The 18,686-nt window shown below is 70.8% G+C and carries 18 protein-coding genes; 9 read left to right on the top strand and 9 right to left on the bottom strand.

Annotation, left to right across the window (positions count from 1 at the left end; translation table 11 throughout):
• Positions 1–8 precede the first annotated feature (8 nt).
• A complete protein-coding gene (locus tag T398_RS00940) occupies positions 9–2,519 on the bottom strand; it encodes a DEAD/DEAH box helicase (protein WP_496443529.1) in 2,511 nt (836 codons plus the stop codon).
• Positions 2,520–2,589: 70 nt separating this feature from the next.
• Complete coding sequence (gene trmB, locus T398_RS00935; RefSeq protein WP_496443527.1) at positions 2,590–3,291, bottom strand: tRNA (guanosine(46)-N7)-methyltransferase TrmB; 702 nt, start codon at positions 3,289–3,291, stop codon at positions 2,590–2,592.
• A gap of 117 nt (positions 3,292–3,408) precedes the next feature.
• On the opposite strand from trmB, the gene T398_RS00930 reads away from it, so the two are divergent.
• Both T398_RS00930 and T398_RS00925 read left to right on the top strand, forming a co-directional pair.
• Entirely contained in the window at positions 3,409–4,059 is a 651-nt protein-coding gene (locus T398_RS00930; protein ID WP_496443525.1) for a hypothetical protein, read from the top strand.
• A complete protein-coding gene (locus T398_RS00925; RefSeq protein ID WP_496443523.1) occupies positions 4,056–4,703 on the top strand; it encodes a class F sortase in 648 nt (215 codons plus the stop codon). The genes T398_RS00930 and T398_RS00925 overlap by 4 nt, the downstream gene beginning before the upstream one ends.
• A 21-nt stretch (positions 4,704–4,724) precedes the next feature.
• Here the strand turns inward: T398_RS00925 and T398_RS00920 are convergent, their stop codons facing one another.
• The 3 genes from T398_RS00920 to T398_RS00910 form a co-directional block, all read right to left on the bottom strand.
• The gene (locus tag T398_RS00920; protein ID WP_496443521.1) at positions 4,725–5,594 is read right to left on the bottom strand and encodes a sulfotransferase domain-containing protein; all 870 of its coding nucleotides are present in this window, start codon (positions 5,592–5,594) and stop codon (positions 4,725–4,727) included.
• Between the two features lie 213 nt (positions 5,595–5,807).
• Positions 5,808–6,605, bottom strand: a complete 798-nt coding sequence (locus T398_RS00915; RefSeq protein ID WP_496443519.1) for an exodeoxyribonuclease III — start codon at positions 6,603–6,605, stop codon at positions 5,808–5,810.
• A 184-nt stretch (positions 6,606–6,789) separates the two neighbouring features.
• Positions 6,790–7,710: a proteasome assembly chaperone family protein gene (locus T398_RS00910; RefSeq protein ID WP_496443517.1), complete on the bottom strand. Its 921-nt coding sequence runs from the start codon at positions 7,708–7,710 to the stop codon at positions 6,790–6,792.
• 521 nt (positions 7,711–8,231) lie between these two features.
• On the opposite strand from T398_RS00910, the gene T398_RS00905 reads away from it, so the two are divergent.
• Entirely contained in the window at positions 8,232–9,095 is an 864-nt protein-coding gene (locus T398_RS00905; RefSeq protein WP_496443515.1) for a hypothetical protein, read from the top strand.
• On the opposite strand, the gene T398_RS00900 is transcribed toward T398_RS00905, so the two are convergent.
• Entirely contained in the window at positions 9,064–9,912 is an 849-nt protein-coding gene (locus T398_RS00900) for a GDSL-type esterase/lipase family protein (protein WP_496443514.1), read from the bottom strand. The two genes, T398_RS00905 and T398_RS00900, sit on opposite strands and share 32 nt — an antisense overlap.
• A 109-nt stretch (positions 9,913–10,021) precedes the next feature.
• Complete coding sequence (locus T398_RS00895; RefSeq protein WP_496443512.1) at positions 10,022–10,621, bottom strand: antibiotic biosynthesis monooxygenase; 600 nt, start codon at positions 10,619–10,621, stop codon at positions 10,022–10,024.
• 211 nt (positions 10,622–10,832) lie between these two features.
• On the opposite strand from T398_RS00895, the gene T398_RS00890 reads away from it, so the two are divergent.
• Together T398_RS00890 and T398_RS00885 are read left to right on the top strand one after the other, a co-directional pair.
• Positions 10,833–11,096 (top strand): DUF6343 family protein, encoded by a 264-nt coding sequence (locus T398_RS00890; protein WP_496443510.1) that lies wholly within the window; start codon positions 10,833–10,835, stop codon positions 11,094–11,096.
• A gap of 163 nt (positions 11,097–11,259) precedes the next feature.
• The gene (locus tag T398_RS00885; protein WP_496443508.1) at positions 11,260–11,985 is read left to right on the top strand and encodes a PP2C family protein-serine/threonine phosphatase; all 726 of its coding nucleotides are present in this window, start codon (positions 11,260–11,262) and stop codon (positions 11,983–11,985) included.
• Between the two features lie 3 nt (positions 11,986–11,988).
• Here the strand turns inward: T398_RS00885 and hrpB are convergent, their stop codons facing one another.
• Positions 11,989–14,556: an ATP-dependent helicase HrpB gene (gene hrpB, locus T398_RS00880; RefSeq protein WP_496443506.1), complete on the bottom strand. Its 2,568-nt coding sequence runs from the start codon at positions 14,554–14,556 to the stop codon at positions 11,989–11,991.
• Positions 14,557–14,868: 312 nt separating this feature from the next.
• Between hrpB and T398_RS00875 the strand changes: the two genes are divergently transcribed.
• The 4 genes from T398_RS00875 to T398_RS00860 all read left to right on the top strand — a co-directional run bounded on the left by T398_RS00875 (position 14,869) and on the right by T398_RS00860 (position 18,037).
• Positions 14,869–15,498: a GOLPH3/VPS74 family protein gene (locus T398_RS00875; protein WP_496443504.1), complete on the top strand. Its 630-nt coding sequence runs from the start codon at positions 14,869–14,871 to the stop codon at positions 15,496–15,498.
• 41 nt (positions 15,499–15,539) lie between these two features.
• Positions 15,540–17,069, top strand: coding sequence for an APC family permease (locus tag T398_RS00870; protein WP_496443502.1), 1,530 nt, complete (start codon positions 15,540–15,542; stop codon positions 17,067–17,069).
• On the top strand, positions 17,066–17,656 hold the full coding sequence (locus T398_RS00865) for a GNAT family N-acetyltransferase (RefSeq protein WP_496443500.1): 591 nt from the start codon (positions 17,066–17,068) through the stop codon (positions 17,654–17,656). Before T398_RS00870 ends, T398_RS00865 begins: the two co-directional genes overlap by 4 nt.
• 252 nt (positions 17,657–17,908) lie before the next feature.
• Positions 17,909–18,037: a hypothetical protein gene (locus tag T398_RS00860; RefSeq protein ID WP_496443498.1), complete on the top strand. Its 129-nt coding sequence runs from the start codon at positions 17,909–17,911 to the stop codon at positions 18,035–18,037.
• A gap of 114 nt (positions 18,038–18,151) precedes the next feature.
• Here T398_RS00860 and T398_RS00855 read toward each other — a convergent pair whose 3' ends face one another.
• Positions 18,152–18,619: a YflT domain-containing protein gene (locus T398_RS00855; RefSeq protein WP_496444049.1), complete on the bottom strand. Its 468-nt coding sequence runs from the start codon at positions 18,617–18,619 to the stop codon at positions 18,152–18,154.
• Between the last annotated feature and the right edge of the window lie 67 nt (positions 18,620–18,686).

The raw sequence follows: 18,686 nt of genomic DNA, 5'->3' as shown, positions 1-18,686 counted from the left end.
GCCGGGTGTCAGCCGCCGAGCTGTCCGACCTCGGTGATCCGGAGGACCGCCGCGCCCGCCTCGTCGGAGGCCGCGAGGTCCACCTCGGCGCTGATTCCCCAGTCGTGGTCACCTTCGGGGTCGTCCAGGATCTGGCGTACGGTCCAGGTCGCGCTGCCCTGCTCGATCAGGAGCAGCGCCGGCCCGCGGGCATTGGGCCCGATGCCGATCTCCGGATACTCCTCGAAGTACGGCTCCAGGGCGTCTTCCCACTCGGCGGCGTCCCAGCCGGCGGCGCTGTCCAGCTCGCCCAGCTCGTGCCAGCGGCGCAGGGCGGCCAGCTCCACCCGACGGAACAGGGCGTTGCGGACCAGCACCCGGAAGGCCCGGGTGTTGCGGGTGATCGCCGTTGGCTGGTCGTCCAGGGCGACGGCGACCTCATCGACGTCGGAGGGGTTGCGCAGCCGCTCCCACTCGTCGATCAGGCTGGAGTCGACCTGGCGGACCAGCTCGCCCAGCCACTCGATGAGGTCGACCAACTCCTCGGTCTTGGCGTCCTCGGGCACGGTGTGCCGGAGCGTCTTGTACGCGTCGGCGAGGTACCGCAGGACGAGGCCCTCGGACCGGGTCAACCCGTAGAACTGCACGAATTCGCCGAAGGTCATCGCCCGCTCGTACATGTCCCGGACCACGGACTTGGGGGAGAGCTGGTGGTCGGCCACCCAGGGGTGCCCCTGGCGGTACATCTCGTAGGCGTTGTCCAGCAGTTCGGCGAGGGGCTTGGGCCAGGTGACCTCGTCGAGCAGTTCGAGGCGGGCCTCGTACTCGATGCCCTCGGCCTTCATCGCGGCGACGGCCTCACCGCGGGCCTTGAACTGCTGCGCGGAGAGCACCTGGCGCGGGTCGTCGAGGATCGACTCGATCACGCTGAGCACGTCCAGGGCGTAGGCCGGGGACTCGCGGTCGAGGAGTTCGATGGTCGCGAGGGCGAGGGGCGACAGCGGCTGGTTGAGAGCGAAGTCGAGCTGGAGGTCGACGGTGAGCCGGGCCCGGCGGCCGGACTCGTCCGGCTCGGGTAGCTCCTCGACGACGCCACCGGCGCGCAGCGCCCGGTAGATGGCGATGGCGCGACGGATGTGCCGGCGCTGGGCGGCGCGGTCCTCGTCGTTGTCGGTGAGCAGGTGCCGCATCGCCGCGAACGCGTCGCCGGGGCGGCCGATGACGTTGAGCAGCATGGAGTGGCTGACCTGGAAGCTGGAGGCCAGCGGCTCCGGATCGGCCTCGACCAGGCGTTCGAAGGTGGGCTTGCCCCAGCCGATCGACCCCTCCGGCGGCTTCTTCCGGACGACCTTTCGGCGCTTCTTCGGGTCGTCGCCGGCTTTCGCCAGGGCCTTCTCGTTCTCGATGACGTGCTCCGGTGCCTGCACCACGACCCGGCCGAGGGTGTCGAAGCCGGCCCGTCCGGCCCGGCCTGCGATCTGGTGGAACTCACGGGCCTTGAGGAGTCGGGTCCGGATCCCGTCGTACTTCGACAGCCCGGTGAAGAGCACGGTGCGGATCGGTACGTTGATGCCGACCCCGAGGGTGTCCGTGCCGCAGATGACCTTGAGGAGCCCGGCCTGGGCCAGCGTCTCCACCAGGCGGCGGTACTTGGGCAGCATCCCGGCGTGGTGCACGCCGATGCCGTGCCGGACCAGCCGGGACAGGGTTTTGCCGAAGCCGGAGGTGAAGCGGAAGTTGCCGATCGCGGTGGCGATGGTGTCCTTCTCGGCCCGGGTGCAGACGTTGACGCTCATCAGCGCCTGGGCGCGCTCCAGGGCCGCCGCCTGGGTGAAGTGTACGACGTACACCGGGGCTTCGCGGGTCTCCAGTAGCTCCTCAAGGGTCTCGTGCATCGGCGTCGTGGCGTACGAGAAGAGGAGGGGGACCGGGCGTTCGGCGGTCTGGACGACGGCGGTCGGGCGATCGGTGCGGCGGGTGAGGTCGGCGACGAACCGGGTGGTTTCCCCGAGCGTGGCGGACATCAGGATGAACTGTGCCTGCGGCAGCTCGATCAGCGGCACCTGCCACGCCCAGCCCCGGTCCGGCTCGCTGTAGAAGTGGAACTCGTCCATGATCACTTGGCCGACGTCCGCGCGGGTGCCCTCGCGTAGCGCGAGGTTGGCCAGGATCTCCGCGGTGCAGCAGATGACCGGCGCATCCGGGTTGACGCTGGCATCGCCGGTGAGCATGCCGACGTTGTCGGCCCCGAACACCTCGCAGAGCGCGAAGAACTTCTCCGACACCAGGGCCTTGATCGGGGCCGTGTAGAAGGTTGTCCGGTCGTCGGCGAGCGCGGCGAAGTGCGCCGCCATCGCGACCAGGCTCTTGCCGGACCCGGTCGGCGTATTCATGATCACGTTTGCGCCGGAGACGATCTCGATGACCGCCTCCTCCTGGTGCGGATAGAGATCGAGGCCGCGCTCGGACGCCCAACCGGCGAACGCGTCGTACAGGGTGTCGGGGTCGGCGCTGGCCGGCAGCGCGGCGGTAAGTGTCATGGCGGGCTCCATGGTGCCTGGACCCTCACCGCCCGCGCCAACCGGGCCGGTCATCGACGTCCCGCGGGGCTCAGTGGCGGCGGTAGATCAGGTCGGCCACCGGTCGGCCGGCAGCCAGGGCGCGGCGTTCGAACTTCGTCACCGGGCGGTGCTCGGGACGGGGCGCCAAGCCGTCGTGCGGGTTCACCAGCCCCGGATCGGCGTCCAGGGTCCGCCGCATCGCCTCCGCGTACTCGGCCCAGTCGGTCGCGCAGTGCAGCGTGCCACCGGTCGCCAACCGGGACCGCAGCAGGGCGACGTGATCGGGCTGGATGAGGCGCCGTTTGTGGTGGCGGACCTTCGGCCACGGGTCTGGAAAGAAGACGTGCACCGCGTCGAGTGAGCCGGCGGGCAGAGCGCTGACCAGGTCCAACGCGTCGCCCTCGGCGATCCGGACATTGCTCAGGGACTGCCGCTCCACCAGATCGAGGAGGTTGGCAATTCCCGGCGTGTGCACCTCGACCGCCAGATAGTCTCGGTCCGGATCGGCGGAGGCCATCGTCACGGTGGCGTCGCCCATCCCAGAACCGATCTCCAACACCAGGGGTGCCCGGCGCGGGAACAGGACAGCCGGCTCCACCGGCGTGCCGGGCACCTCCGGGACGGTCAGGCCGTACCGCGGCCACAGCTGTTGCAGCGCGCTGGTCTGGCGCGGCGACATCCGGCCGCGTCGCGGGTGAAATGTCCGGATGCTCCGCGCGGGCGCGGTGGGGTGGGAGTCGGTGATGGTCACAGCGATCCGAGCGTACGCGAGGACCGCGCCGGATCGGATGTGATGTGCGACGGGGATGTCGGGATTCCCCGTGCGACAGGCCGGGTGCGTGCCGCCCAGCCGGGTCGGGAGGGGGCTGTGGTGAAGGTGACCCGCGGGGGCCTGGTGGCGACGATCGCGGTCGCGGTCGTCGGTCCGCTGCTCGCCGTCGGGGCCGCGACCGCGACGGCGGGGCCAGCGTCAGCCCAGGTGGTGTCGGTCGGATCGGCTGCTGCCGGACCCGCCTCGGCCTGGTCCACCCGCATTGCGGAGTCGACCGCCGAGGGGACGGTCCACCCTGTTGCCGCACCCATGCAGCCCGAGGGGCCGAAGCCGTCGACGGTTTTCGTTGAGGTGAGTCCGAGCACGGTGAAGGCCGGCTACCTGGTCGGGATCCGGGCGAGTTGCCGGGACAACTCCATCCCGGCAATCGTCTGGTCCGACGCCTTCGGCCGCGTCCAGGTGAAGCCGGACAATGGGCTGTTGACCGCGACGGCGATGGTGCGGGAACGAACCCTGCCCGGCAGCTACCGGGTCAAACTGGAGTGCCGCGGCGGTGAGACGGCGTCAACGATGCTCCAGGTCGTCAAGTCGGTCACGCCCAGTCGTGGACCGGCCACCGGGTTCGGTGGCTCCGCCAGCAACTTCTCCGCGGAGCTGCTGCTGCCGGTCGGGGTGGGGCTGACCGTGGCCGGTCTGGTGGTGTGGCTGGTGTCCCTCCGCCGACTCCGCGGGGCTGCCCGCCGATGACCAGGGCCCGTGCGGTCCGCGCGGCCCGCCGACCGGCGGGTCGGCGTAGCCCGTGGGTCGTACCGCTCGCCGTGCTGCTGGTGCTGGTGGGGGTCTTCGCCACGGGTGCCGGGCTGGGCCGGAACACCGGCTCGCTGGAGTGGGCGAGCGCGGCAGACGTGGACCGACCCGCCGGTGGCGCCGGGCCGGAACCAGCCACCAGCCGGCCGGTTCGCCTCGTCGTACCCGCGATCGGTGTCGCCGCCCCGATCGCACCGGTGGGGCAGGCACCGGACGGCTCGATCGCCGTCCCGCCGTTGGAGCGGGCACACGAGACCGGCTGGTACGACCGGGGGCCGGTTCCCGGCGAGCCGGGGCCGGCGGTCATCGTCGGTCACGTCGACACCAGGGATGGTCCGTCGGTCTTCGTTGACCTGCACCGGCTGAGTCCCGGTGACCCGATCGAGGTGACCCGCGTCGACGGCTCGGTGGTGGGATTCCGGGTCGACTCGGTGGAGCGCTTCCCCAAGGACCAGCTTCCCGCCGAGCGGGTGTACGGCGACTCCGGGCCCGCCGGGCTGCGCCTGATCACCTGCGGTGGAGCCTGGCTGGGGGGCCGCACCGGCTACGCCGACAACGTCATCGCTTTCGCCACGATGACGTGAGACCGGGCCCGGTGAACCCGGTCAGGAAACCGCGTCGCGGGCCGGGTAGCCGAGGAGCTCCACGAGATTTCCGGTCGCCGCGGTGAAAGCCGCGTAGACCTCGTCGTCGAAGTGGTTACCCCAGTCGCCAGCTTTGCCCTTTCGGTAGTGGGAAACTTTCCCCGCGGCTTCCCGATCCTTCCGCATCCTGGAGAAGCTGTAGCGGGACAACAGGGCCTCCAGTTCGGTGGCGGGCAGGGTGATCCCGCAGTGTCGCATCAGCTGGTCCACCTCCTCCGGCTGCCGCTCACCGGTCAGGTCCTCGTAGCGGAACAGACGGAAGGTCTCGGAGCTCGGGGCGACCGCCCACGACCGGAGTTGCTTGAAGAGGTTCCGCTTGGAGTGGCGTTCGATGACGTAAAGTAACCCTTCCTTCATCGGGACTTCCTGCAGTGTTTTCCGTGCCTGGAGGATGTCACCCATGGGGGCGTGTGAGTTACGCAGCGAAAAGTAGCTTGAGATGACGATATCGCGTGGGTCGCGAATTACGAAGAACGCACGATAGGTGCCGGGTTTTGAAATCTTCTTGAAGCGCGGGTACGAGTGAAACAGGGCCAGACCTGCCCGGCCGGCTGGAATGAGGGGTAGCTTGCGTCGCTTGTAGAATCGCGGGTCGTAGGGGAGTAGACCGGAGTGGCGATAGACGGTCGGGTCGCTGAACAGGGCTTTGATCCACTGGCTGCCCGTCTTGTGTACGGTGCAGTGGTAGATGTTGTCGAACTCGCACCGACTGACCACCGGGACGAGGAGCCGCTTTCTCGCATTGTGGGCCTCGAGCTCTACGCGGCGGGCCATCCGGCGCGTTAGATTGGGTGTGTGTTGCTTGGCGAACTCTTTTGTTCGATTGAGCATTCTCGAAGCCTCGTCTGCGCCTTTAAAGGTGGGGGGAGCTCTGGGCGTATTGTCGGAGTGGTGGTCTCGGTTGAATCCAGGATCTAACCGTTCCCGTCCCGGTATGTCAACGCGCCACTAGGAATATCCCCGACGGTCCAATTAAAGTCAATCCTACTCTCGGCGATTGGCTGGTAACGCGGAGTGTGGCACGAATTGTCGCCGGCCGGATACTCAGAACGCCTCCACCGCCGGGACAAGGTCGGCGTCCACGACGATCGGAGCGTGGTCGGAGGGGCCCTTACCCTTGCGGGCCTCCCGGTCCACGTATGCGGCCCGGACGACGCGGGCGAACGGAGCCGAGGCGTACACCAGGTCGATCCGCATGCCCTTGTTCTGATGGAACATCCCGGCCCGATAGTCCCAGTAGGTGAACGGGTGCGGGCCCTTCATCGGGGTTGGTACGACGTCGGCGAGGCCCAGATCGCGTAGCGCCGCGAGTGCGGCGCGTTCGGCGGGCGTGACGTGGGTCGAGCCGGTGAACAATGTCGGATCCCAGACATCCGCGTCGGCGGGGGCCACGTTGAAGTCGCCGCACACCACCAACGGCGCACCGCCGGTCAGTTCGACCTCCAGCGCGCCCCGGAGTGCCCCGAGCCAGGCCAGCTTGTACGCGTAGTGCGGGTCGTCGAGGGTCCGGCCGTTGGGCACGTAAACCGACCAGACCCGTAGTCCGGCGCAGGTGGCGGCGAGGGCGCGGGCCTCCGGATCGGGAAAGCCCGGCTCGTCGGGGAAGCCGATGGTGACCTCGGTAAGGCCGACCCGGGACAGAATGGCGACCCCGTTCCACCGGCCGTCACTGTGGCTGGCGACCGTGTAGCCGAGCGCGCCAACCTCGGCGACCGGGAACGCACCGTCCGGACACTTGGTCTCCTGGAGGCAGACGACATCGGGGTTCGTGCCCGCCAGCCAGTCGAGCAGCCGAGGCAGTCGGGCCTTAACGGAGTTGACGTTCCACGTCGCCAGGCGCATGGGTCCCAGCCTGCCCGATCTGTCGCCGACCTGCCGCTCGCCCGGGGCGTGTCGCCGACGGGCTGTCGGGGAGGGCACTCGGTGCCGCTCCCCGTCCCGCGCTCGGCGTGGCCCGGCGGGCCGCAGCTGACCGGGCTCAGCGCACCGACCGGGGTCCTGCGGTCCGTCGGCCCCGGCGACCGGTTCAGCCGCCGGGGTTGTCGTTGGGGCGGGTCTGCTCGGCCAGAAAACGTTCCAACTCGGCACCCAGTTCGTCGGCGGTCGGCAGGGCCTCGGGCCCGGTGTTGAGCAGGCTCGGCTGGCCGCGTCCCCGGGTGAAGGCGTCGTACTGCTCCTCCAGCGCCTGGACCAGTGCTGCGGCGTCCTCGGTCTGGGCGACCTGCCGGTCGATTTCCGTCCGCACCGCCTCGGTCGCGGACCGCAGATTCTCGCAGGGAAGGAGGAGCCCGGTGCTGCGTGACACCGAGGCGAGCAGCACCTCGGCCGCGGCGGGGTACTCGGTCTGCGCGACGTAGTGCGGCACGTGCGCGGCGAAGCCCAGCGCGTCCCGGCCCTGCTCGCCGAGGCGGTACTCCAGCAGGTGTCCGATGCTGCCGGGCACCTGCACCCGTTGCAGCCATGGCTCGTAGCCCGCGGTGAGTTCACGTCGGGTGGCATGGGCGGTGACGCCGGTGCGGCGGGTGTGTGGCACCGCCATTGGGATGGCGTTGAGCCCGACGGTAAGCCGGACGTCCAACCGGGCGGAGAGCCCGGCCACGGCGGCGACGAAGCGTTCCCATTGCAGGTCCGGCTCGGGACCGGTGAGCAGTAGGAACGGGGTGTCGGCATCGTCCCGGAGCAGGTTCAGTTCCAGGGCCGGTGCGTCGTAGGACTCCCAGTGGTCCTCGACGAAGGTCATCACCGGCCGGCGCGAGCGGTAGTCGAAGAGCTGGTCCAGGTCGAACCGTGCCACCGGCCGCGCGTCGAGCGAGGTGAGTAGTTGCTCGCGTGCCAACCGGGTGGCGTTACCGGCGTCAACGAAGCCGGAGAGCGCCTGGATCAGGACGGGCTGCCCGAGGTCGGGCAGATCGTCGGTGAGTTCGTAGAGCTCGTGTGGGTCGAGCACCGGTGCGGACCTCCCTGGATGTGGCTACGGGCCGTCATGCACGAACGGCACCCGGTTGGGGAAACTACCCGGAGGCCCGCGGCATTCCGCCGGGCCCCCGGGCCGGGCCGCCGGGCCGCGCTCCCGGTCGGGCTGCCAGGATGGGCGTTCGCTGTGTCGGGACGCCCCTGCCGACCCGGGGGTGAGCGACGACCGGCGTCAACTCGCCGTACGCCTATCGACTGGTCAGACACAGTGGACGGACCGTTCGATGGCTCGCTGCGGGGGTTGTCCCGGCGAGCTACATCTGGATACAGCACGACGGAAGGAGGCCGACATGTCTCCCCATCCACCGGATCGGGGCATTCCTCCGCTCACCCAGCGGACAACACCTGAACGAGCGGGGGCGGCGAAGGCAATGCCCGGCACGCCGCAGCAGCCGGGGTTCGCCCGTGCAACCTGAACACCATCGTTGACCGCGTCCGCGCCAGCGGTGAAGCTGGCAGGTAGGCCGCCCAGCCACAGACCCCGGGGAGCCCACAGTGACTGATGCCGCGCCCGCAGATGGTCAGCCCGGCGCTCGTCCGCCGCAGACACCCGAGGCGGCCCCGGCCGTCGCGGAGCCGCCAGCCGAGTTGTGGGACCGGATGCGCGAGGACCCGCAGTACGCACCGGAGCACCTCGCCCTGGCAGCGGTGCGCCAACTCGGCCCGGATGCGGCTCAGTGGGCGCGGCGGGTCCGCGCCGAGCAGTCCGAGACGGTGCCGGAGGAGGACCTGGCCGAGCAGGCGGTTCGCCGATTCGTCAACCACGCCCGGTTCCCCGAGGTCGCCTCCGGCGCGCCGGGCCTGCCCGGCCTGGTGATCGACGTGGGTCTCCTCGCCTGGACACAGGCCCGGATGGTGTTGCACGTCGCAGCCGCCTACGGGCTGGACGCCGCGCATCATGACCGCGCCGTTGACCTGCTGGTGTTGCAGAAGGTGCACCAGACTGCGCACGACGCACGGCTCGCGCTCGGGGCGGCCGCTGGTCGACAGCGCGCTGATGCGCTCTTCGGCCCGGGCGCCGGCCAGGCCCCGCTCCGTCCGGCCCCGTTCGGCCAGGCCCCGCCCGGTCCGGCCCCGTTCGGCCAGGCCCCGTTCGGTCCGGCCCCGCCCGGCCAGGTGACGCTTCGCCTCGGTGCCCAACTTGCCCAGATGGCCGGTGCGCGGGCCACCAAGCGGGTTGTCGCGAAGGTGCTGCCGGGGGTCGCCGTCATCCTGGGCACCTGGGCGAGTTCCTCGGCAACCAGGGAGCTCGCCGCACGGTCGCGGGCGTGGTACCACCAGCACAGTGGGGTGGGTTGCCGGTGTGATGACACGGGGGACCGCCGATTCAGGCGATGCGTCCCCAGGCTTCCCAGGTGACCTCGGCGAGCCGCTCCTGGCCGGCGAGGTTGGGATGGAACCAGTCAAAGGTGCTGACCAGGTCCAGCGTGAATCGGAGCCGGTGGGCGGCGCCGTCGTCGTAGCGGCAACGGGAGCCGTACGCCGCGCAGGCCGCGGCGAGCTGCTCGTTGTAGTCGGCGACGCGTTCGCGCACGGCGTCTCGTCGGGACCGATCCGCCGGGTCGGTGGAGGTCGGATTCTTGAGCAGGGCCGGGCAGATTCCCAGACTCCAGGCCCGTACCGCCCGTTCGTTGGTGTGCCCCACCTCCCAGAGCCGGTACAGATCCGGAATGCTCACCACCAGCAGCCGCGCCTTCGGCAGCTCCGCACCCAGTACCTGCAGCCCCCGGTCCACCTGACTCCGGAACGTCTCCACCGGGGTCATCGCCGCTACCTCGCCGTGACAGACGTCGTTGGCGCCGATGAGCACGGTGACCCGGCCCGGGCGGTTCCGCGTCGCCTGCTCCGCCTGGCCGGCGAGCGCGGACGCCCGGGCCCCCGCCTGCGCGTGGTTGAACGCCTGCCCGCGGATCGCCGGATCATGGTCGAGTAGCCGTCGGTAGTGGCTCTCCATCCGGAGGCTGTTCCCGGTTGACCAGGAGTTGCGGTCGCACGGGGTCACGACCAGGCAGGAACCGAAGCCGGTGCTGATCGAGTCGCCGAGGGCGGCGATCCCGCCGTCCTCGGTGCCGGGTGACCCTGGGCCGGGGCTGGGTGCTGTCCCGCCGCCGTTTTCGCAGGCGAGTGCGACGAGTGCGAGTAGGCAGAGGACGGCGGTGACCCAGCGTCGAGGCATGGCTTCCCCAGGCGGCCGAGTGGCGGGTGATTGCCTGGGCACTCTATGGGTGCGGTCGGGGTGGTGGTCGGGCAGTGTCGGATATCCAGCACCGAACTGTGGTTGGTCCTCATCGTGGACTGCGGGCGGGAGGCCGGCCATGCAGCCACCAGCCGAGCGCCTGGGTGATCCGGGGCAGCACCACGTAGGTCATCAGTGGTGTCAGCGTCAATGTCATGATCAGCACCCGAGCCGGCACCGGGACATCCGGGATGAGCCGGCCGGTCAGCAGGGTCGCGGTCAGGCTGAGGGGGAAGAACGCCAACCAGATCGTTACCGCCTGCTTCCACCGCGGCGGCGACGGTGGCGGAGCGGTCGGCTCTGCGCTGACCGGCTCGACAACCTGCCCCCGCCGGGAGAACCAGCCCTCGACCCCGGTCCGGCGTTCCACCTGGGTGTGCTCGACGACGCCTTGCGCTGAGGCCAGCCACCAGTGCCGCTGCGGTGACTCCTCCCAACGACGCAGCGTCTCGCCGTCGGCGAACCGGTAGAGCATGTGCCACTCGCCGGATCCGGGGGCGCTGCGGATCCATCCGGCCCCGAGAAAGCCGGGAAACGCCTCCGCCAACGCCGTGCCGGCGCGCATCCACGCCACCATCTCCTGGGTTCGAGCAGGGTCGGTGCGTCGGGCGACTGAGACGGTCACTGGCATCGGGGGCGTCCTGGTCATGTCTCCATGTTCCTCGCCGAAACCCGGATTGACCGGCGTGCGGTGCGTTGGTGTAACGCGACTAACCCGGGTGGTGAGCCGATTCACCCCGGCCAGCCCGCACGGCCGGAACAACACCGGCCGGACGTTGCGCTGCGGGCTCCTGTTGGGGTGTGCGCTGTCCGGAAACGGGCTCCGGGTTAGGCGGGCCCTGGGCGGGTAGGCCCAGGTGATGACGAGATCGCAGCCCCGGCGTGCCCGTGGCACCGTCGGTCACGCCTACAGCGCGCTCAACCTTCGCCTCGTGCTCGCCAGCTTCGGCTTGGTCACGATGGTGGTCTTCGGCGTGCTGGCGTTCCGGGCGGGGGTGGTCTGGCTGGGGGTGGTCTGCGCCCTCTTCGCCGTGGTCGCCGTCGTCGACCTGGTGATCATCCAGCGGCGGCGGGGCGCGCGTCGCCGGGAGGAACCGGGCGCCCGGCATTCGCTGTTCGAGTGAGCGGAGTTCGCGATGCCGCCGGCGGGGAGACACCTACGCCGCTGCCCGGCTCAGGCGCCGGCCTTCCGCTGGTGGGGCTCGGCAACGGTGAGATTCGCCGCGCCACGCCGGGCCGGGGTGCCTCCTTGAGACAACGGCCTCTTCGCCTGGCAGGCTGCCTCCCATGACCTTGAAGCTGCGTTCGTTCGGCATGAGCGACCGTGGGCTGATCCGGAGTGGGAACCAGGACGCCCTGCACTCAGGTAGCTGGCTCGTCGCCGTCGCCGACGGTATGGGTGGGATGGCCGCTGGTGATGTTGCCAGCTCGATGGCGATCAGTTCGATTGCGCCCATCGACGTGGCGACCCCCGAAGATGAGCTGGTAGCTGCCTTGCAGCGGGCCATCGCGGTGGGGACGGCACGAATTCGGCAGGCTGTCAGTGCGGAGCCGGAGCGCCAGGGCATGGGTACCACGCTGACCGCCCTGCTCCTTTCCCGAACGGGCAGCTGCCTCGCGTTGGCTCACGTCGGTGACTCCCGGGCGTACCTGTTCCGCGAGGGCGTGCTCAAACAGATCACCCGGGACGACACGTTCGTGCAGCTCCTCGTTGACCAGGGGGTCATCACCCCGGATGAGGCGAGTAGCCACCCCCGGCGAGCGGTCGTGACCCAGGCGCTGCAGGGCGAGGAGGTCTCCCCGGCCTACGCGACGATGGTCCCCTGGGCCGGCGATCGTTGGTTGCTGTGCAGCGACGGGCTGTCGAACGTGGTCCGCCCCGAGACGCTCACCGAGGTGCTCGCCGAATACCCCGACCGGACCGAGTGCGCCCGGAAGCTGATCGACCTGGCGCTGCACGCCGGCGGCCCGGACAACATCACCGCCGTCGTCGCCGACCTGGTGGCGGAGTGAGCCTCAGCGGCGGCGCGGATTGGCCCGCCGGGTCGGCTCGGCGGTCGTCGGATCCACCGGCCAGGAGTGCCGTGGATAGCGCCCGCGCAGCTCCGCCCGTACCTGCGGGTAGCCGGACCGCCAGAAGGACGCCAGGTCCGCGGTGACCGCGACGGGGCGCCCGGCGGGGGAGAGGAGTCGCAGCAGGACGGGGACCCGACCAGCAGCGATCCGGGGTGCCTCCGGCCAGCCGAAGGTTTCCTGGAGCCGGACCGCCAACACCGGTGTGGCCGGTTCCGTGTAGTCGACGCGGATCCGGGAACCGCTGGGCACCGTGAGTCGTTCCGGGGCGAGTTCGTCCAGGCGGGCCGCGAGTGTCCAGGGCAGCAGGCGGCGCAGCGCGGAGAGCACATCAATCTGGGCCAGGTCGGCCCGCCGGCGTGCCCCAGCCAACTCCGGCGCGAGCCAGTCCGGCGCCACAGCCAGCAGCGCGTCGTCGCCCACCTCGGGCCACTCGTCGCCAAGGGCCGTGTGGCAGAACGCCAACCGCTCGCGTAACGCCCGTGCCGCCGGGGACCAGGTCAGCAGCCCGAGCCCGGTACGGCGCAGGCCGGTCACGAGCGCGTTGCGTAGCTCGTCCCGGTTTGGCGCGACGAGCGGGCGTTCAGCGAGGTCGAGGGAGCCAAGTCGGACCACCTCCCGAGCCACCACATCCGTCCCGGACCAGGCCACCTCGCGCGCCGTGGTCAGTAGCGAGCCGCCGGCCGCCCGGGCGGTCGCCTCGTCTATCGGAGCCGCCAGTCGGATTCGGGCAGCCGGCGCGCCCGGCGTCCGGTCGGCGACCGCGACCGCCAGCCACACCGAATCGGTCAGCGCCGACCCGGGCGCCAGCGTCGCGGCGGTCCCACCGCTCATCAGGTACGTCGGGTCGCCCGGCCGTCGGATGCGGGCCAGCCGTTCCGGGTACGCCAGGCCAACGACCAGTCCCGCGGCCAGGTCGTCGGGGATGCCTCGCTCCGACGTCGTTGGCCCGGTGCCCGCGGGCAGGGCGGTGCGCAGCCGGCGTACCTCGGCTCGCCAGCGGTTGGTGGCGGTGGCGTCCGTTCCGGAGCGAAGCCGTCGCAGCGCGGCGGTGAGGTCGTCCCGGGGGCCGGCGACGCCCTCCTCGGCGAGGAGGGCGACCACCTCGGCCGCGCGATCCGGGCCCAGCTGGGCGGCACCGTCGATCAGCGCGCGGCCCAGCCGGGGGTGCGTGCCGACCGCGGCGATCGCCCGGCCGCGGCTGGTGACCCGCCGATCGGCGGCAAGCGCGCCGAGCGCGACGAGAGACTCCTGGGCCACGGCGAGCGCGGCTGGCGGCGGTGGGTCCGGCAGCGCGAGGCCGTGTCCGTCCGGCGTGCCCCAGGCCGCGATGTCCAGCGCGAACCGGGTGAGGTCGGCGGTGGCGATCTCTGGCTCCGGCTGTGCGGCGAGTCGCTCGTGCTGCGCAGCCGACCAGCAGCGGTACACCTGCCCCGGGCCCTCCCGGCCGGCCCGACCGGCCCGCTGGGTGGCGGCGGCCCGGGACACCGGGACGGTGACCAGCGCGCCCAGCCCGCGGGCGAGGTCCGTACGCGAGACGCGGGCCAGCCCCGAGTCGACGACCACCCGTACCCCCGGCACCGTCAGGCTGCTCTCCGCGACCGATGTCGCCAGCACCACCCGCCGACGGTCGCGGTCGGAGTCGGCGCTGGGTGGGGCGTCGGGGGCGCCGCACCGGAACGGTTGCGCCCGTAACACGGCGTCCTGCTCCGCTGGGCGCTGCCGGCCGTGCAACGGCAGGACCGCGACCTCGGCGGGCAGGCCGGCCAGTCGGGAGCGGATGGCGGCGATCTCTCCGGTACCGGGGAGGAAGACCAACACGTCGCCGTCGTGCTCGCGTAGGGCCCGCCGGATGGTGGCCGCGACATGGTCGAGTAGCACCGGATCCACCCGGCCGCTGCCGGCGGGGAGGACCGGGCGGGGCGGCGGTGCCCAGATCCGGGTCACCGGGTGCGCCGCCGCTGACGCCTGCACCACCGGTGCGGGCGGGTCACCGCCGAGTAACGCGGCGACCCGATCCGAGTCGGGGGTGGCCGACATGCCGAGTATCCACAGCTCCGGGCGGAGCGCGGCCCGCGCCTCCACCGTGAAGGCGAGCGCCAGGTCGGCGTCGAGCTGCCGTTCGTGGATCTCGTCGAGCAGGATGGCGCTGCTGCCGGTCAGCTCCGGGTCCCGGTGTAGCCGGCGAACCAGCAGGCCGGTCGTCACCACCTCGATCCGGGTGCGTGGTCCGACGCGGCGGTCGCCCCGCACCGCGTACCCGACCCGCTCGCCCACCCGTTCGCCGAGCAGCGCGGCCATCCGGCGGGCGGCGGCGCGGGCGGCCATCCGGCGGGGCTGCGCCACCAGCACCCGGCCGGTCACCTCCTCGGCCACGGCGAGCGGGAGCAGTGTGGTCTTGCCGCTGCCCGGCGGCGCAACCAACACCGCGGTGCCGGTGGCGCGCAGCGCCGCCAGCACCGCGGGTACCACCGGCCGGACCGGCAGGTCAATGGGGGCATCGGAGAACACGGCAGGAGTGTCCCACCGCCGGTGGGTCCGGCGCCGCGTACCCCGTCAATGCCGGAGGACGGTACGCCAGGCCGGTAGTACCTACACCGTAAAGTTCGGTAACTGTGCGACCGTCGCGATGTGCGCGAGCTGGTCGGCCATTCGGCCGCGGCGTACGGGCTTGCGGTCACCCTCCGAATCCGTCACGGCAAGATTCCCAGGTCGCATGAATACGGAGGGCAACCCTTCTAATCGGGAGTTGCAGTTAAGCGCGGTGCAATGCATCCTTGGCCAGTTGCGATCACTGTGGATGAGACAGGTGGGAGGACCGGGTTGCTGGTCGCCGACGAATTCTTCCTGATCGCCCACAATGATACTCGGGGTAAGCCGAAGCTGCACTCGTCCGCCACCGGCCTCGGGCTCGCTGGCTGCCTCCTCAGTGAGTTGCTCCTAGGCGGACATATCACTGTTGCCGGTGGTGATGTTTCGGTCGTCAATACCCGGCCGCCCACCGATGCCCTCGCCCATACCGTGCTGGACCAGCTGGTCGGCGAGGCGCAACACCGGTCGGTGCGCACCTGGCTCAGTTTCCTCGCCCAGAGTGCCGCCACCTCGGTGGGGGAGCGGCTTTCCCGGGCGGGCGTGCTGCGTCGCCAGGAGAGCCGGCGACTGCTGCGCAGCAAGGTCGGCTACGTCCCGGTGGATCCGAACGCGGCAGCCTGGCCGGCGACCCGCCTGCGGGTGCTGCTGGAGCGGTCGGACCCCCCACCGACCCTCGCTGATGCGGTGCTACTCGGGCTGATCGGTGCGGCGGGCCTCAGCCGGGAGGTGCTGTGGAGCGTCGGGCCCCGAGCCGAGCACCGGTTCACCGAACTGGTCGCCGCGCTGCCCCCACCATTGAAGGAACTGGCGACGCAGACCGAGGCCGCCGTCGGGGCGGCGGTGCTGCGCGGTTCCCTGTGATCGCGAACCAAATTCCCTCGTGTCCCCAACCGGAGTGGTCAATGCCCTCGTCAGCAACCATAGAAAAACCGAGCAACGTCTCTGATGCGCTGGCCCGTGGCCGGCTCGGTGTGCCATCGGTGGTCTTTTTCGTCCTGTCCGCAGCCGCGCCACTAACCGTGGTGGCGGGTGTGGTGACCACCGGGTACGGCGTCATCGGCGTGCTCGGCATCCCGCTTGCCTTCCTCACGGTCGCCGTTTTACTCGCGCTGTTCTCAGTTGGCTACGTGACAATGGCCCGCCGGCTGGTCAACGCCGGCGCCTTCTACTCGTACATCTCCCGCGGGTTGGGTCGTCCGGCCGGTGTCGGCGCCGCCTGGGTGGCGCTGATCGCGTACAACGCCCTGCAGGTCGGGTTGTACGGCACCATCGGCGCTGCCGCCGAACCGGTCCTGGACCGGCTCTTCGGCGTCAGCGTGCAGTGGTGGCTGGTGGCCCTCGGTGCCTGGGCGTTCGTCGCCGTGCTGGGGCTGCTTCGGGTCGACATCAACGGCAAGGTCCTCGCGGTGCTGCTGCTCGCCGAGATTGCCGTGGTCCTGGTGTTCGACCTCGCCCAGTTGGGCAACCCCGCCGGTGGCGAGGTCAGCTTCGCCGCGTTCGCGCCGGACAACCTCTTCGTCCCCGGCCTCGGCGCGGTGCTGGTGCTGGCGATCCTCGGCTTCGTCGGGTTCGAGGCAGCGGTGGTGTTCAGCGAGGAGAGCAAGGATCCCCGCCGAACGGTGAAGGTGGCCACCTACCTGTCTATCGCGATCATCGCCGGCCTCTACGCGCTCTCGTCCTGGAGCATGACCGTCGCGGTCGGGCCGGACCAGATCTCCGAGCAGGCCGGCGAGCAGAGTGTCGCGCTGATCTTCAACCTGGCCGCCGAGCACCTCGGCGACACGGTCGTGACCATCGGCCAGGTGCTGTTCCTGACGTCGGTGGTGGCCGCGATGATCTCTTTCCACAACACCACCGCCCGGTACACGTTCGCCCTCGGCCGGGAGCGGGTACTGCCGGCGGCCTTCGGGCGGACCTCGCCGAGCAGCGGCGCCCCGCGTACAGCCTCCCTCGCCCAGAGCGCTCTCGGCCTGGTCGTGATCCTGCTGTACGCGGTCAACGGGTGGGACCCGATCGTGCAGCTCTTCTTCTGGTGCGGCACCAGCGGTTCCTTCGGGGTGCTGCTGTTGATCGCCACCACCTCGATCGCGGTGATCTCCTACTTCGCCCGTAACGGCCAGGGGGAGTCGCTGTGGCGGCGGGCAGTGGCACCCGGGCTCGCCGCGGTGGCGTTGCTGGGTGTCTTCACCCTGGCGGTGCTCAACTTCGCTGACCTGCTCGGCGTCCCGGCCGACCACACCCTGCGCTGGGGAGTCCCGATCGCGTACCTAGTGGCCGCGCTGCTGGGCGTGGTGTGGGGGCTGGTCCTGCGGGCCAGCCGGCCGGTCATCTACGCCCGGATCGGGCTCGGCGCGGAGAGCGCCGCCACGGCCCTGCCGGAGACGTCCGACTCACTGGCCGCGGCGCCGGAGCGGGCGGAGGCCCGGCGGTGACCGGCATCGGTGTCCAGCGGCTCGGGCCGGAACGGACGCAGCTGGTCGCGGAGCGGATCGCCGCGGCGTTCCTGGTGCTCGACGCGCCGCGCTGGCTGGTGCCCGACGAAAGCAAGCGGGAGACGGTGCTCGCCGGACAGTTCGAGATCCTGGTCGACCATGCGATGCGGCACGGCCTGGTCTTCGGCACCACCGACCTGACCGGGGTGGCCGTCTGGTTCCCCTCGATCGGGGCGGATCCGGCGCCGCCGCCACCGGACTATGACGCCCGGCTCGCCGCGGTGTGCGGCGAGTGGACGGATCGCTTCGCCCACCTCGATGAGCTCTTCGCCGCAAACCATCCGCAGCCCGACCACCACCATCTCGCCTTCCTCGCCGTGCAGCCGGACCGGCAACACCAGGGAGTGGGCACCGCGCTGTTGCGGCACCACCACGCGTGGCTGGACGCCAACCGGATGCCCGGCTACCTGGAGGCGTCCAGCGAGCTGGCCGCCGAACTGTATGCCAAGCACGGATACCAGGTACGTGAGCCGTTCCGGTTGCCCGACGGCACGCCGTTCTGGCCGATGTGGCGGGAACCCCGCTGATCTGATCCGGCGGTGGCCGGGCTCTGCGTAGCCCGGCCACCGCCCCCGCGCCCCGGCTTCCCGCCCGCCGGGGCGAGCAGGTGGCTCGGCACGGTTACTCCCTGCCCTGGTGGGTAACTCATTCCTCGGTGCGTCCAGCGGGGGAGCGGCAACAGCCCTCGCGGCAACGGGCGCGTCCGCCTGATTCGGACCGACATCCCGACTGGCCGGCAGCCGGACGGGACTAGCCCCGAGCATCGAGGAGGCCAGTCAATGCCCGGTGAGACGAGGAACGGCGGAACCGAGGACCGCCCATCGGCGGCCGAGGGGGAGCGGGGGGCGCTGGTGGCCGTTCTGGTGATGGTGCTCCTGGGCGTCGCGGGCATATTCGCGCTGTCCTGACCTGGAATGGTGCACCCGGCCGTCGCTGGCGGCCGGGTGCACCTGGTGTCGGTCCGGCACCGCCCTTCCACCCGGTCAGTGGCGGCCAGCAGCCGCGTGCGCTGGTGACCAGGGCTAGTCCGGTTGTCGCTGCGGTGCCTGCAGGTGGAGCCGGCCCAGCAGCTGACGGGCCTGCTCGGCGTGCTGCTGATCAACGACGACCGCGTACTGGTTGGCGCGAAGTGAACTGGCCGAGGTGAAGTCGCGGCGACCGCCGGTCATTGCATGCGCCACCGCCCCGAACACCGCACCCCAGATCGCTCCGATCACCAGACCGGCGAGGACCACCGCGAGCCAGTTTCCCGCGGTGAAGATGCCGAACAGCAACCCGATGAAGAGACCGAGCCATGCGCCGGTACCGGCACCGAGCAGCCCAGCCCGCCCGGTGCTCAGCCGGCCGAGGACCGTCTCGACCAGGGTGAGGTCGGTGCCAACGATGGCGGTGTGCTCCACCGGGAACCGGTTGTCCGCCAGGTAGTCAACAACCCGCTGGGCGGTGCGATAGTCCGGATATGAGCCGATAGTCACCGTCGCCGGCCCCATCCCCGGCCCGTCACCGTCGCCGCTGGGGGGCGACGGATGACCCACCGGACCCGAGGGGATGGTATCG

Source organism: Salinispora goodfellowii (assembly GCF_059570675.1).
The sequence above is the reverse complement of the archived record's forward strand: the minus strand, read 5'-3'. Positions and strand labels throughout refer to the sequence as shown.